At 61.4% G+C, this 14,787-nt stretch carries 12 protein-coding genes; 5 read left to right on the forward strand and 7 right to left on the reverse strand.

Going from position 1 to position 14,787, the window contains the following annotated elements; genetic code table 11:
• Positions 1-74 precede the first annotated feature (74 nt).
• Genes ACF6ZU_RS03175 through ACF6ZU_RS03190 form a run of 4 tightly spaced genes read right to left on the reverse strand, consistent with a single transcriptional unit; the run spans position 75 to position 2,694 of the window.
• The gene (locus tag ACF6ZU_RS03175) at positions 75-1,388 is read right to left on the reverse strand and encodes a sensor histidine kinase (RefSeq protein WP_392890477.1); all 1,314 of its coding nucleotides are present in this window, start codon (positions 1,386-1,388) and stop codon (positions 75-77) included.
• Positions 1,385-2,053 carry a response regulator transcription factor gene (locus ACF6ZU_RS03180; protein ID WP_392890478.1) on the reverse strand — a complete coding sequence of 223 codons (669 nt, stop codon included), beginning with the start codon at positions 2,051-2,053 and terminating at the stop codon, positions 1,385-1,387. The genes ACF6ZU_RS03175 and ACF6ZU_RS03180 overlap by 4 nt, the downstream gene beginning before the upstream one ends.
• 3 nt (positions 2,054-2,056) lie before the next feature.
• Positions 2,057-2,383, reverse strand: coding sequence for a PepSY domain-containing protein (locus tag ACF6ZU_RS03185; protein ID WP_392890479.1), 327 nt, complete (start codon positions 2,381-2,383; stop codon positions 2,057-2,059).
• Positions 2,383-2,694 carry a PepSY domain-containing protein gene (locus ACF6ZU_RS03190; RefSeq protein ID WP_392890480.1) on the reverse strand — a complete coding sequence of 104 codons (312 nt, stop codon included), beginning with the start codon at positions 2,692-2,694 and terminating at the stop codon, positions 2,383-2,385. The genes ACF6ZU_RS03185 and ACF6ZU_RS03190 overlap by 1 nt, the downstream gene beginning before the upstream one ends.
• 232 nt (positions 2,695-2,926) lie before the next feature.
• On the opposite strand from ACF6ZU_RS03190, the gene ACF6ZU_RS03195 reads away from it, so the two are divergent.
• Together ACF6ZU_RS03195 and queD are read left to right on the forward strand one after the other, a co-directional pair.
• Entirely contained in the window at positions 2,927-4,006 is a 1,080-nt protein-coding gene (locus tag ACF6ZU_RS03195; protein ID WP_392890481.1) for a patatin-like phospholipase family protein, read from the forward strand.
• Between the two features lie 74 nt (positions 4,007-4,080).
• Positions 4,081-4,437: a 6-carboxytetrahydropterin synthase QueD gene (gene queD, locus ACF6ZU_RS03200; RefSeq protein WP_065884039.1), complete on the forward strand. Its 357-nt coding sequence runs from the start codon at positions 4,081-4,083 to the stop codon at positions 4,435-4,437.
• Positions 4,438-4,505: 68 nt separating this feature from the next.
• Here the strand turns inward: queD and ACF6ZU_RS03205 are convergent, their stop codons facing one another.
• Positions 4,506-7,223: a C2H2-type zinc finger protein gene (locus ACF6ZU_RS03205; protein WP_392890482.1), complete on the reverse strand. Its 2,718-nt coding sequence runs from the start codon at positions 7,221-7,223 to the stop codon at positions 4,506-4,508.
• 152 nt (positions 7,224-7,375) lie between these two features.
• On the opposite strand from ACF6ZU_RS03205, the gene ACF6ZU_RS03210 reads away from it, so the two are divergent.
• Positions 7,376-8,200 carry an alpha/beta fold hydrolase gene (locus ACF6ZU_RS03210; RefSeq protein ID WP_392890483.1) on the forward strand — a complete coding sequence of 275 codons (825 nt, stop codon included), beginning with the start codon at positions 7,376-7,378 and terminating at the stop codon, positions 8,198-8,200.
• Positions 8,201-8,475: 275 nt separating this feature from the next.
• Positions 8,476-9,720: a cytosine deaminase gene (codA, locus tag ACF6ZU_RS03215; RefSeq protein WP_392890484.1), complete on the forward strand. Its 1,245-nt coding sequence runs from the start codon at positions 8,476-8,478 to the stop codon at positions 9,718-9,720.
• A gap of 112 nt (positions 9,721-9,832) precedes the next feature.
• On the opposite strand, the gene ACF6ZU_RS03220 is transcribed toward codA, so the two are convergent.
• Positions 9,833-10,825 (reverse strand): diaminopimelate epimerase, encoded by a 993-nt coding sequence (locus ACF6ZU_RS03220; RefSeq protein ID WP_392890485.1) that lies wholly within the window; start codon positions 10,823-10,825, stop codon positions 9,833-9,835.
• Positions 10,826-10,989: 164 nt separating this feature from the next.
• On the opposite strand from ACF6ZU_RS03220, the gene ACF6ZU_RS03225 reads away from it, so the two are divergent.
• On the forward strand, positions 10,990-12,141 hold the full coding sequence (locus ACF6ZU_RS03225) for an MFS transporter (RefSeq protein ID WP_392890486.1): 1,152 nt from the start codon (positions 10,990-10,992) through the stop codon (positions 12,139-12,141).
• A gap of 173 nt (positions 12,142-12,314) precedes the next feature.
• On the opposite strand, the gene ACF6ZU_RS03230 is transcribed toward ACF6ZU_RS03225, so the two are convergent.
• Positions 12,315-14,738, reverse strand: coding sequence for a TonB-dependent siderophore receptor (locus ACF6ZU_RS03230; protein ID WP_392890487.1), 2,424 nt, complete (start codon positions 14,736-14,738; stop codon positions 12,315-12,317).
• Positions 14,739-14,787 lie beyond the last annotated feature (49 nt).

Here is a 14,787-nt window from a genome sequence, read left to right on the forward strand (position 1 = left end):
CTTGCCGGCGATGGCGATTTTGAGGACGCCATCGCCGGCAAGCCGGCTCCTACAGGTTATCGGGGGTTCCAACGTCAGCGTTTGGGCAGGTAAATGACAACCTTCAACCCGCCCCACTCGCTCTCCTCCAGCCGCAACACCCCGCCCCACGTATCGACGATGTCGCGCACGATGCCCAACCCCAGGCCATGTCCATGGGTCTGCTCGTCCAGTCGCGTACCCCGGCTGAACACCTGATCACGCTGGTCCTCGGGAATCCCCGGCCCATCATCCTCCACGCTTAACTCAAACCCTTCTGCCGTCTCGACCACGCTCAAGCGCACCTCGGCGTCCGCCCATTTGCAGGCGTTGTCCAGCAGGTTGCCCAGCAGCTCCAGCAAATCCTCGCGATCCCAAGGCAACTGCAAACCGGCCGGTGCGCGATAGCTCAGGGCAAGGTGTTCGCCGTGAATCATGTTCAACGTGGCGAGCAGGCCCGGCAGTTCTGCGTCGCAATCAAACAGCGCTCCTGGCAGTGCGTCGCCGGACAGCCGGGCACGGTTGAGCTCACGGTTGAGGCGCTGCTGAACCTGTTCGAGTTGTTCCTTGAGGACCTTGCGCAGCTCGGGATGAGCGTCGAGTTTTTCGCTGGACGCCAGGCTCAACAACACTGCCAGCGGAGTTTTCAAGGCGTGCCCGAGGTTGCCCAACGCATTGCGCGAACGCTTGAGGCTGTCTTCGGTGTGGGCCAGCAGGTGGTTGATCTGCGCCACCAGCGGCTCCAGCTCCACCGGCACCCGATCATCCAGTTGCGAACGCTGGCCCTGCTGCAACTGCGCGATCTGCTCGCGGGCCCTTTCCAGTGGGCGCAAGGCGCGACGCACGGTGAGCCGCTGCAACAACAGAATCAGCAACAAGCCCGCCAACCCAATCCCCAGACCCACTTGTTGCATGCGCTTGAAGCTCTCGCGCACTGGCGTGTAGTCCTGCGCGACGCTGATGGAAATCGACTGGCCCAAACGGCGATAGTCCGAACGCAACACCAGCAATTGCTGGCCTTCCGGGCCCAGTTGCAGGTTGCTGTGCAGGCCGGGGTGATCGAGGCGCGGCAACTCCTGGTCCCACAGCGAGCGCGAGCGCCAATGGCTGTCGGCAAAATCGATGCGAAAGTAGTGACCGGAAAACGGCCGCTGATACGCCGGTGACAGGTGTCGCTCGTCCAGTTGCAAGCCCTGGGGTCCGCGCACCAGCGCCACCAGCAGGTTTTCGCTGTCGTTGCGCAAACCGGCTTCGAGGTAGCGCTGCAAACCCATTTCGAACAGCCACAGGCTGGTTTGCGCCAGCACCAGGCCGACGATCACCATCACGCTGATCAGCCCCAGGCTCAAGCGGCGCTGGATCGACCTCACTGTGCTTGCCCACCAAACAGGTAACCCTGGCCGCGACGGGTTTCGATCACGCTGCGCCCGAGTTTGCGCCGCAGGTGATTGACGTGGACTTCCAGCACGTTGGAATCGCGCTCGGTTTCACCGTCGTAGAGGTGTTCGGCCAGGTGGCTTTTGGAAAGGATCTGCTCGGGGTGCAGCATGAAATAACGCAGCAGGCGAAATTCCGCAGCCGTGAGCTGGATGTCCGCGCCGTCGCGGGTCACGCACTGGCGACCCTCGTCCAGGTGCAATCCCGCCGATTGCAGGGTCGGTTGATTTACCTGGCCGTGGGAGCGGCGCAACAACGCCTGGACGCGCAGGTGCAGTTCTTCAGGATGAAACGGCTTGGTCAGGTAATCGTCGGCGCCGGCCTTGAGGCCTTCGATCCGTTCGGCCCAGGAGCCGCGCGCCGTGAGGATCAGGACCGGCGTGGCCAGCCCGCCCGCGCGCCATTGCGCCAACACTTCAAGCCCCGGCAACCCTGGCAGGCCGAGGTCGAGGATGATCAGGTCATAGGGCTCGCTGCGGCCCTGATACACCGCGTCGCGACCATCGGCCAGCCAGTCCACGGCGTAACCCTGACGGTTGAGGCCGGCCATCAGTTCGTCGGCCATGGGCACGTGGTCTTCCACCAGGAGCAAACGCATCGATCAATCTTCCTTGTCTTTCAGTAACTGGCCAGTGACGGCGTTGAGGTCCAGCTCACGGACCACGCCTTCGGCGGTCAGCAACTCGACTTCATAAATGTAGACGCCGTGTTTTTCTTCGAGCTCGGCTTCCAGCAATTTCGCGCCGGGGTAACGGTCCATTGCCTGCTCCAACATCTGTTCGAGCGGCAGGATCACGCCTTGCTGGCGCAGGCGCAGGGCTTCGTCCTGATCGAGGTCGCGGGCCGGTGCAACCGAGCAGAACGCCACAAGCGCCAACGCTAGAAGGCCGACGGCGCGCGCGGATAAATGCGGCAGAAACGATTTCATTAAGAGTCCTGATGATCCTTGCGCAGCAGCCCGTCGGTCGCGTCCAGCTCCAGCTCCCAATCCACGCCTTGCGGATCGGTCAGCTCGATCCGGTAGAGGTGAATGCCGTACTTGTTTTTCAATTCGATATCGATGATTTTCGAGCCCGGATGCCTGGCCATCGCGGTGGCTTCGACCGTCGCGATCGGCACAATGGTACCAGCGTCGATCAGCTTGCGGGCTTCGTCGGAACGCAAGTCCCGGGTGTGACCGAGGTTCGACGTCAGGCCGAACACAATGAGTGAGAGGAACAGGGCAGCCAGAATTTTCATAAGGTGTCTCCGAGACTTTTATCCTTTTTCGATGGGCAGCACCTTAGCGAATCGAACTTAATTGAAACTGAATGGCCATCACTGGATGCACCTAATCCTGTAGGAGCCGGCTTGCCGGCGATGGCGTCATTGAAATCGCCATCGCCAGCAAGCTGGCTCCTACAGGTTTTGCGTTCAACGTTGCCCGGCGACATGTTTATAATCCGCCCGCTTGCCAGACATCGAGAACGGTATGACCGCCATCCACATCAAATTCCCTTCCCTGACACTCAAGGCCGGCCCGCGGGCCTTTGCGCGCATCCGTGAGCAAGGGTTGCACGCCGCCGATGTCGGCACGCTGCCCGGTGCCGCCGGCGGGCCGAAGGCGTTGGGGATTCAGGGTCTGGACCTGGCGCTGTTCGGTGAATGGTTGCCCGCCGCGCCCCGGGAGCGTTCGCTGATCGGCGCGTCGGTGGGTTCCTGGCGCTTCGCCAGTGCCTGCCTGCCGGACGCCGCCGAAGGCCTGCGTCGGCTCGGCCAGCTGTACACCGAGCAGCATTTCGTCAAGGGCGTGACCATGGCGCAGATCAGCCAGAGCTCGCAGCGCATGCTCCACGACCTGCTCGACGGCCGCGACGCCTCGATCCTGAGCAACGCCCATTATCGGCTGAACATCATGGTGGTCAAAAGCCACGGCCTGCTGGCGGACGACCATCGCGGTCGCCTCGGGCTGGGCCTGTCGTCGGTGATCGCCGACAACCTGCGCGGTCGCGCGCGGCTGTCGCGGCATTTCGAACGACTGATCATCCACGACCCGCGCCTGGCACCGCCGGTGCATGCGCTGAACGATTTCCCCTCGCGCTTCGTCGCGCTGGAGGCCGGCAACCTGCGCCAGGCCTTGCTCGCCTCGGGCTCGATCCCGATGGTCATGGAGGGTGTGCGCGACCTGCCGGGTGCCGGCGAAGGCACGTTCCGCGACGGCGGTCTGCTGGACTATCACCTCGACCTGCCCTACAGCGGCACCGACATCGTGCTGTATCCGCACTTCACCGATCGGGTCATTCCCGGCTGGTTCGATAAATCCCTGCCGTGGCGCCGCGCCTGCACCAAGCGTTTGCAGGACGTGCTGCTGCTGGCGCCGTCGAAGGAATACCTGGCGCGCCTGCCCTACGGCAAACTGCCGGACCGCAACGACTTCAAGCGCTTCATGGGCGATGCCCCGAGCCGGCAGAAATACTGGCGCACGACAATGGACGAGAGCCGCCGGCTGGGCGATGAATTTCTCGAACTGGCCGCCAACGGTCGCCTTGGCGAACGCTTGCTGACCCTTTAGTCAGGACAAGCTGTTAAACTCGCCGCCTGCCCACATCGCTGCGGCGATCGCCACCTGACAGAGCTGAAAACACTGTGGAAATCTTCAAAGAATTTACCTTCGAATCCGCCCACCGCCTGCCCCACGTCCCGGACGGCCACAAGTGCGGCCGCCTGCACGGTCACTCGTTCAAAGTGGCGATCCATTTGAGTGGCGACCTTGATCCGCATACCGGCTGGATTCGTGACTTCTCCGAGATCAAGGCGATCTTCAAGCCGCTGTATGAGCGACTGGATCACAACTACCTGAATGACATTCCGGGGTTGGAGAATCCGACCAGTGAAGTGTTGGCGAAGTGGATCTGGGTTGAGTTGAAGCCGTTGTTGCCGGAACTTAGTGCGATTCGGATTCATGAGACTTGTACTAGCGGTTGCATCTATCGCGGGGAGTGAATTTTAGCGTGATAAAAAACCACCGTATTTGGTGGTTTTTTTTATTATTTGCACTAGCTGAAGGCAACCTAGTTACGAGCATGCGTCAGCATATGCCGTTGGAGGTTACCGCTTTGTTTAAAAGTTCGAAGGCATCCATTTTCATAGCACATATGAAGCGAGCTGTTCGTATGTGCTTGTCTATGTCGTGCCGCACTACTCGCATTCCCAAAAGAACGATTACAGTCTGCCCAGCCGCACTTATAAGGGCGCGCACTGGCATGCGTTTGCATATGCACCTGCAAACCTCGCTTTTGAGCGAATTTTTTGTTGCACGCCGTACAGAGAAAAGTCTTCTCGTTGCTGTGTACTAACTGATGTTCTCGTAGCTTGGAATTATCAGAAAATTTTTTGTCGCAATCCGTGCAGGCGAAAGGTTTGATATTCGCATGCATCTTCATATGCCTGGCACGATCACCAGATACCGAGAACCTTGCGGAGCAACTGGATTCAAAGCACGCGTAAGGTTTTTCCCCAGTGTGCGTACGTTGATGACGGACCAGCCCGTTAGAACGCGAGAACGCCTTACCACATGTTGGGCAAATGTGCGCCTGAGCTGATGCTGACGCCCTCGCTGACGAGAGATTGGCCGCAGGAGAACTTGCATAAGGCAACTCCCCCACTAACGCTCTGCCAAAAGTCAATTCGGCCGAAGTTATCGGCGCATTAAGCAAGCCTCCCAATGTGGAGTCCTGTGAGTTGAAATCCTCGGTTTCAGGGATAACTTCTGGCAGATCGCTAACTCCAGCCATCGCCAATGCAATCATCATGTGTGGAGGTGTCTCCAAAGACGAGTCGTCCCCAAACAACGAATCAACCGGACTTCCCACCCTACCATCCCGATCCACCCTCGCCACCGGCGAATTCCCCACAAACCCATACAAATTCAACCCATCCACCATCCCCGCCGGATCCGGATTGATCCACCGACTCAACCACGGCGCAAAGTACCGATACCCGTAGTAATACAACCCCGTCGCATCCCGTTCCTTGCCCGAATACCGAATAGTCTTGTACGCCCCGCCCTGATCGCTGTGATCTTCCCAGGCTGTGCCGCCAAACGGGTAATACACTTCGCGGCTCTGTACCCTGGCCTGTTCATCGAGTTCCAGTGCGCCGGAGCCCAGCTGATCAGTGACGTGATAGCGCAGTCGAAATGCCGGGGCGTTTACTCCATGCAGCCATTTCACCCGATTGCGTCCCGCTTCGAGATCAAGCACTTCATGTGCCTTGCCACCCGAACGGTTGTGCAATTCGAGTCCCGGCAAGTAACGCACCTCCGCGATCACCGTGTGCCTGGCAGCCAGCGTGGTGCGCACCTTGCGCAGGCGTTTGCCACCGCCGCCGTAACGGTAGAGTTCGGTGTCGTCGTCTTCATTTTCGCGGACCACCGGCGACACGCTGGACAGTTGGTTACGCGGGTCCCAGGTCATGGCTTGGCCACGTCGCAATAACTGCAGGTTGCCGTTAGCGTCGAAGTGACTGTCAAAATCTGGCGGCTGATCATCCTCAATCAGGCTTCGGTTGCTATTTGGTGCGATCGCCCAACGGCGGGTGAAGAGTTGGGCGCCAAGATGCCGCAACTCGGTCATATTGCCGGCGGAGTCGTAGCGGTACTCTTCCTGATAGTTGACTACAGCGTCCGCATTGACCGACGAAACGGGATAAACAGAAGTGCGTTCAGCTTCCCAGCCGCTGGCGCGAATCAACTGGCCCACGGTGTCGTACCCGTAAGTGCACCGAGGTTCAACGCGCTGGTTCTTGAAATAACGAATCGGCAACGCGTGATCGTCGATCTGGACGATATTGCCAACCGCGTCGACTTGGTAATGCAGATCCTGCACAGGAGCGGCATTCGGCACCCCGGCAGACAAGCGCACCAACCGACCATCGCTGGGCGCGTATTCCGCCTCGGTCACCACGCCGTTGCCGGCGGTTTCCCGTTCGACTTTGCCGCCTGGGTTGTAGCGGATGTCGTGGACCAGACGCTGTCCGGGCGCGGCGGTATTGGCCGGTTGCAACCAGCCTTCCTTGAGCTGGCCCGCCACGGTGTAGCTGAAATGGCGACGGTGATTTTTGGCGTCGGTGAGGCTGAGCAAATCCCCAAGCGGGTTGTAGAGCCAACGGCTTTCCAGACCTGTGCCGGTTTCCAGCAGTTCATTGCGAGCCGCTTCCTCCGCTGGCCAATCCGGCGTCTCAAGGCTTTCAAGGAAGTGGCTGATCTCGCTTTGCGCCAGCCCCAGCAAATCGTAAGCCGGCATGTGCCGGGTACCCGCTGGGTCGTCGTGACGAATCACCCGGCCACATTGGTTGTCGGCGCTGAAATCCACCGAACCGTATTCAAAACGCTCCACCACCCGCGCCGCGTCCCCGCACGCCTGCTCCGTCACCGCCAGCGTTCGCAACGACGTGTCGTACTCAACGTCCTGCCGGGCACCGCGACTGTCCCAACGGCTGCGCACTTCATCCGCTTGGCCGAACAGCAAAACCCGCTGACCGGCATCGACACCGTCACTCGCCAGGACCTTGCCGGACAGGCTGAATCCCGTGGCCAAGGCCGGCACCGACAACCGTACATCCCACTCTTCAATCCCGTGTCCCGCCGCATCGAACAGCTTGCGCGTCACCCGCGCCTCGGGCTTCTGGCCAACCGCTCCACGCCAGTACGCCACACTGCGCACAGCAAGGCTGCGGGGTTCAATAACCGCGAGCGTCGGCGTTCCCTGATGCAGGCTGAGGATTTCCATGACCTCTGGATAACATCCACGATCAAACGCCGTCTACTGTCAGAAATCACAGGTATTCACCCCGCTGATCCGATGGATCAAAAAAACTGCCGGGACCGGTGGTTTTTTTATGCCTATGCTTTTGCGCGGGCATTCGCCAAGAGGACGCACCCATGACTGACTGGCCGCTGGCTCAGACCTATCGCTTCAACGGGCACTCCGTTCGTTATGCCGTTCGGGGCGATGGCCCGCCGTTGGTGTTTGTACATGGCACGCCGTTTTCTTCGTATGTGTGGCATCGGATTGCGCCGCACTTCATCACCTCGCACCGGGTGCACTACTTCGACTTGCTGGGTTATGGGTTGTCCGAAAAGGTCGACGGGGATGTGTCTCTCGGCGTTCAGAACGAGTTGCTGGCCCAGCTGCTGGACCATTGGGGACTGACCTGTCCGGACGTGGTGGCCCACGATTTCGGCGGTGCCACGGTGCTGCGCGCGCACCTGCTCAATGGCAAGGATTACCGCAGCCTGACGCTGATCGATCCTGTGGCGCTGACGCCGTGGGGTTCGCCGTTCGTGCAGCATGTGCGCCAGCACGAAGCCGCGTTTGGCGGTGTGCCCGATTACATTCAGCGGGCCATCGTGCCGGCCTATATCCGCGGTGCGATCAAGCGCGACATACCCGACGAAGAACTCGCGCCCTATGTACAACCCTGGCTGGGTGATCCGGGACAAGCAGCGTTCTACCGGCAGATTGCACAGATGGACCAGCGCTACACCCGTGAAGTGGAAGGGTTGTACCCGACGATCCGGTGCCCGGTGCAGATTCTCTGGGGTGAGGATGACCAGTGGATCCCCATCGAGCGTGGCCGGGCCTTGCAGCAGATGATTCCGGGGGCGCAGTTTTACCCAATCCCCAATGCCGGGCACCTGGTTCAGGAAGATGCCCCTGAAGCTATCGTCTCTGCACTGCTGCGTTTCCTCCCCCAATCCCCCTGAAACCCCCGATTCCCTGTAGGAGCCAGCTTGCTGGCGATCGCGGAGTGCCAGTCGGCACATATGTTGCCTGCTACTACGCTATCGCCAGCAAGCTGGCTCCTACGAGGGAGCGCTGTGCTCCCGATCAATGGCGGGCATTTTTCTTTCGCGGTCGTGGTCAATATTTTCGTCTGGCCGATGCTCAATTGCCGCTGCGGCGCTAACGTAAGACTGACGGGCGATTCGGCGCGCAAGCGCCAACGCACTACTACAAGATCTTCTAAAGGATTCGCCTGATGCACATCATCAACGCCCGCCTGCGCAACCAAGAAGGCCTGCATGAACTGCACCTGGAAAACGGCCTGATCAGCAACATCTCCCGTCAGACCGAAGCCCCGACTTTGGGGCCTGAAGATCTGGACGCCGGCGGCAACCTGGTGGTGCCGCCCTTCGTCGAGCCGCACATTCACCTCGACGCCACGCTGACCGCCGGAGAGCCGCGCTGGAACATGAGCGGCACGCTGTTCGAAGGCATCGAGTGCTGGGGCGAGCGCAAGGTCACGATCACCGAAGAGGACACCCGGACCCGGGCGAAGAAAACCATCCAGACCCTCGCCGCCCATGGCATCCAGCATGTACGCACGCACGTCGACGTCACCGACCCGCAACTCACGGCGCTCAAGGCGATGCTCGAAGTCCGCGAGCAGAGCCGGCACCTGATCGACATGCAAATCGTCGCGTTTCCCCAGGAAGGCATCGAGTCCTACCGCAACGGTCGGGAGCTGATGGAAGAAGCGATCCGCATGGGCGCGGACGTGGTCGGCGGGATTCCGCATTTCGAATACACCCGCGACCAGGGCGTCAGTTCGGTGAAGTTCCTGATGGACCTGGCCGAACGCACCGGTTGCCTGGTGGACGTGCATTGCGATGAAACCGATGACCCGCATTCGCGCTTTCTCGAAGTGCTGGCCGAAGAAGCCCGTAGCCGCGACATGGGCTCGCGGGTGACGGCCAGCCACACCACGGCCATGGGCTCTTACGACAACGCGTACTGCGCCAAACTGTTCCGCCTGCTTGGGCATTCGGGGATCAGTTTTGTCTCCTGCCCGACCGAAAGCATTCACCTGCAAGGACGTTATGACAACTTCCCGAAACGCCGGGGCGTAACCCGGGTGAATGAGTTGCTCGAAGCGGGAATGAACGTGTGTTTCGGTCAGGACTCGATCGTCGACCCGTGGTATCCGCTGGGCAACGGCAACATCCTTCGGGTGCTCGAGGCGGGTTTGCACATCTGCCACATGCTCGGCTATCGCAACCTGCAAAGTGCGCTGGACCTGGTCACGGAGAACAGCGCCAAAGCCATGGCCCTGGGTGACCGTTACGGACTGGAGCGCGGGCGGCCGGCGAATTTGCTGATTCTGTCGGCGGACAGCGATTACGAGGTGATTCGCAGCCAGGGATTGCCGCTGTATTCGGTGCGGGGCGGGAAAGTGTTGATGAAGCGGCAGATGCCGGTGGTGGAATGGGCGGATAACCTCTGAAAAATGGGTGAGTGTGCGGGCCTCATCGCGAGCAGGCTCGCTCCTACAGGGGATCTGTGTCGTTCACAAATCCTCTGTAGGAGCGAGCCTGCTCGCGATAGCGGTTTTGAATTCAACCCATCAACTGCGCCGTACCAAACAGACTGACCCGACTCAATTCCCCATCCGTCTCCTCCAGCAAAACCGGCGCCGTACCGCCTGGCATCACCACCTTCACTTCCCCGCTGTTCACCCAACCCACCCGCCACGCCGCACACGCCACTGCACTCGCACTGGTGCCGGACGACGCCGTCGGCCCTTCCCCACGCTCAAACACCCGGGCCGCAATCCGCCCCGTTGACTCACGCATCGCCCATTGCAGATTGATCCCCGCCGGGCATGGCTGCCCTGCCCCGGCTGGCATGGCGTAGGCAATGCGCGTCAAGCCTTCGGACAAGCCCGCCTCACGCATCCGCTCATTGGCCGGCAATGCCCCGGCATCGTCCACCAGGGTCACGCAATGCGGATTGCCGACCCGCACGAACTGGCTGCGGGCCCAGGCTGGATTCAATGCCGACAGCGGCTGTACATGACTCAATTCGCGCCCGTTGAAAGTCACCTCGGCCACGTCCTGCGCACTGACCGCTGCCGGGCCGAACGCCGGTTTGCCCAGGTCCAGCCAGAAACCCTGAACACCTTCGACCTGCGCGGCGCGCACCGATGTCTCGCCCGGTGAAGGCGTATCGCGCTTGTCATGATGAACCCTGAGCAGGCACGCCTCGTGTTGCGGGAACAACCCCTGGTCGCTGAGCGCCTGGGAAAAAATCGTCAGTCCGTTGCCGCTGCGTTCGGCCAACGTGCCGTCAGTGTTGACGATCAACAGATCGAACGGCGACGCGGATTGAAACGGCCCCACCAGCAACCCGTCGCAGCGATGGTCCTTGCTGCCGGGCGGCTGCGTGCCCGGCACCCAGGCGCAGAACGCCTCGATGGCTGCCACCGCCCAGGTAGCGCGGGTTTGCGCCGCCAGGCGGGCCTGTTCCGGTAAATCGATCCCCGCGCGGCGCACCGCCTCAGGCGCCACCACCGCGTAGATGTTGCCCCGCGCATCGTAGAACGGCGTCATGGCGCCTCCCGTACTCACATCGAAGGCGACAACATATCGCGAAACAGCAAAGGGCTGTGCAAGGATGTCACCCTGCCTGAACGCAACCTCGTCCGGACGCTGATCGAACCTCATGGGTGAGTCACTGTCCCTTGGGGACGCGACGTTTTTTACCAAGGATCGATATGACCAGCCTCAACACCCAGACCACCTTCGTGCCCGGACGCCTGGAGCAAATGTCCACTCGCGTGGCTTTTTTCATTGCCGGGCTGGGGATTGCCGCGTGGGCGCCGCTGGTACCTTACGCCAAGGCCCGGGCCGGGCTGGATGAGGGAACCCTCGGCCTGCTGCTGTTGTGCCTCGGGGTGGGTTCGATTCTGGCAATGCCGATGGCCGGGATTCTGGCCACGCGTTTCGGTTGCCGGCGGGTGGCGGTCGGCGGGACCTTGTTGATTGGCACGGCGCTGCCCTTGCTGGCGACGGTCTCGTCGGTTCCGGCGCTGATTGTCGCGTTGTTCATGTTCGGCGCAGGGCTTGGCACGGTGGATTCGACGGTAAACCTGCAAGCGGTAATCGTCGAGCGGGCCAGCGGCAAGACCATGATGTCGGGCTTCCACGGGATGTTCAGCCTCGGCGGGATCGTCGGCGCGGCAGGCGTCAGTGCCTTGCTCGGCATCGGAATCTCACCGCTGGGCGCGATGCTGGTGGTGGTCGTGCTGCTATTGATCGCGCTGTTCAAGGCCGCGCCGCACCTGCTGCCCTACGGCAGCGAAAGCGCGGGGCCGGCGTTTGCCATTCCTCGCGGCATCGTGCTGTTCATCGGTGGCATGTGCTGCATCGTGTTTCTCGCCGAAGGGGCGGCACTCGACTGGAGCGCGGTGTTCCTGGTGCAGGAACGCGGCATCGACACGGCGTATGCCGGACTGGGTTACGCCGCGTTTGCACTGACCATGACGGTAGGACGGTTAACGGGCGACGGGATTGTCCGGCGCCTTGGCGCGACACGGGTGATCGTGTTCGGTGGGCTGACAGCGGCGGGCGGCCTGCTGCTGGCGACATTCGCCCCGAACTGGGAGCTGGCGCTGGTGGGTTATGCGTTCGTCGGCGCGGGCTGTTCGAACATTGTTCCGGTGCTGTACACCGCCGTAGGCAAACAGACGGTCATGCCGGAAAGCATCGCCGTGCCGGCCGTTACAACCCTGGGTTATGCGGGGATTCTGGCGGGGCCTGCGGTGATCGGGTTTATCGCCCATGGCAGCAATTTGAGCTTTGCCTTCGGCTTGATGGCGTTGCTGCTGGTAGCGGTGGCGATTGGCGGGAAGGTGCTGAAGACCTGAAAAGCATCGCGAACAGGGGATTTGTGAACGGCACAGATCCCCTGTGGGAGCGAGCCTGCTCGCGAAAGCGGTGTGTCAGGCAACACTCTATCCACTGGAAGTCCTTCGCGAGCAGGCTCGCTCCCACACGGGATCTTGGGCGAACGCAGATTCTGTGTTCGCCGCAGGGTCTGTCAGAACCCGACGCTGGCCTGCACGAAGAACGTGCGCGGCGCGCCGACGTACATACCCGAGTTGTTGTCGCTGGAGCGGGTGAAGTACTGCTTGTCGAAGACGTTTTTCACCCCGGCGCCGACTTTCAGGTTCGACAGCTGCGCGCCGAAGTCATAACCGCCGCGCACGTTCCAGGTCACGTAACCCGGAATGTCGCCGTACTGGCCATCGGCGGTGCCTTCGGTGATGTAGTTGTTGGTGAAGCTGCCGTCGGCGTTCACGGCAACGCCTGGCGAGCGCTGTTTGGACTGGGCAAACGCATCGATGTTGTAGGTCCAGCGGTCGATGTCGTAACGCAGGCCGGCAGTCGCTACCTGACGCGAGTAGAACGGCAGGTCACGGCCCTTGAAGCCGGGAATTTCGCCTTCGTAAACGGCGCGGGTGTAGGTGAACCCGGCGTTGGCGGTCAGGCCGTCGAGCCGCGGATCGAGTGCAGCCATGTCGTAGTGAACCGACGCTTCGATCCCCTGGTGCGTGGTCGCGCCGAGGTTGGTCCAGCCTGCGTCGTTGCTGATGTATTGCAACTCTTTGTCGAAGTCGATGTAGAACAGCGTCACTTCGCCGCCCCACACATCATCGTTGTAGCGCGTGCCGACCTCGTAGGTCTTGGCCTTCTCCGGCTCCAGGCCATTGGCGGTGCTGTCACCCGAACCGCCCTGCCCAAGCTGGAAATACTGCAGGCTGCCAAACGAGGTTTCGTAGTTGGCGAACAATTTCCACGCATCGGAGAGGTGATACATCACGCTCAGGGCCGGCAGCGGCTCGTTGCTTTCGATGCTGCGGTTCTTTTCCAGCACGCGCTTGCCGGCGGTGTCGAGCACCGGGCGATCGTGCCAGTCGGTGCTGATGTGCTCGAAACGGATGCCCGGGGTGATCGTCCAGTTGCCGACGTCGATTTTGTTGTCGACGTACACCGAGTTGGCTTCGGTACCGCCGGTACGGTCCTGATAGACATGGCCGTCCGAGGCCTTGGTCACGACCGGCTCGTTGTTGACCAGCGCCAGGCGGCTCGCCTCTTCGTGCATGCCTTCCTTGAGGTAGCGATAACCGACGCTGACTTCCTGGGTGGTCGGGCCGACGTCGAACACATGGGACACCCGCGGTTCGATGCCGAAGGTGTAGTAAGTGCGCGGGAACGAGCCGAGGGTCTTCTGGTCGCGGGCGGCGATGTTGCTGCCACGGAAACTGTCGGAGTAGTAGGTCAGCACTTCCGCCTGGGTACGGTCATCGATCTGCCGCGCCCACTTGAAGGAGATGTCCTTGCGACGTCCGCTGAAGTTGTCGTTGTTACGGTCGGACTGAAACGGATTGGCGTCGTACTGCGCCTGAGTCAGGCCGCCGGGCATGTCGGCGCTGGCGTCGTAGTAATGCAGGTTGAGGCTGAAATCGTCGACATCGGTCGGCGCCCAATGGGTCTTGAGCAGCACGTCATCGATGTCGTTGCCATTGTTGCGCTCACGGTAGCCGTTGCCGTTCACGCCCGAATACAATAGCGCCACGCCAATGCCGTTGTCCGCGGTGCCGCCAGCGAACGCGGTGTCGATGTGCTTCCAGCCACCGTGCTGGGAGGTTTCCAGGGTGGTGCCGATTTCAGCGGAGGCTTTTTCCGGGATCGCCCGGGTCACGAAGTTGATCACGCCACCCACGTTCTGTGGCCCGTAGCGCACGGAACCGGCGCCCCGTACCACGTCGATGCTGTCGAGGTTGCCCGAGGAAATCGGCGCCATCGACAACTGCGGCTGGCCGTACGGCGCGAAGGCTGCCGGCACGCCGTCAATCAACACCGTGGAGCGCGGAGACAGGCGCGAGGTCAGGCCACGCACGCCAACGTTCAGGGAAATATCGCTGCCGCCGGTGCCGTTAGCCTCTTGCACTTGCACACCCGGCACCCGCTTCAGCACGTCGCCGACGTTCATCGCGCCCTGCTCGACCATGGCTTCGCGACGAATCACCGTACGCGCGCCAGGGTGGTTCTGCACCACGGCGGCATCGGCATCGCCTAACCAGTCGCCGACCACCTTGATGTCGGTCACGCCCAGTTCCAGCGGGCCATTGGCCGCGGAAGTCGGCGCTGGGGTCAGGGTCACCGAACCTTCGTCGATCTGATACTCGAGGCCGCTGCCTTGCAGCAATTGGCGCAAGGCCTGTTCGGGCGAAAGGTTGCCATCCACCGCCGGTGCCTGTTTGCCGGCGACCAGTTCAGGGCTGAAAAAAACCTGCAGCGAGGTTTGCTGGCCCAGTTCACTCAAGGCCTGGCCCAGGGGTTGCGCCGCAATGTGAATGCCATCGGCCGCGAAGGCCTGAGGCAGCGCAACGTTGACCGCCAGCGAAAGCGCCAGCGGCAACCAAATGGATTTGTTGTTTTTAGCGGTGGTTTTTTTCACGTCGAACGTTGTCCTGTGGATCGCAAAAGTGTGCGCTTGTTAATGCAAA

The organism is Pseudomonas migulae (assembly GCF_043225285.1).
GTDB classification, from domain to species: Bacteria; Pseudomonadota; Gammaproteobacteria; order Pseudomonadales; family Pseudomonadaceae; genus Aquipseudomonas; species Aquipseudomonas migulae_C.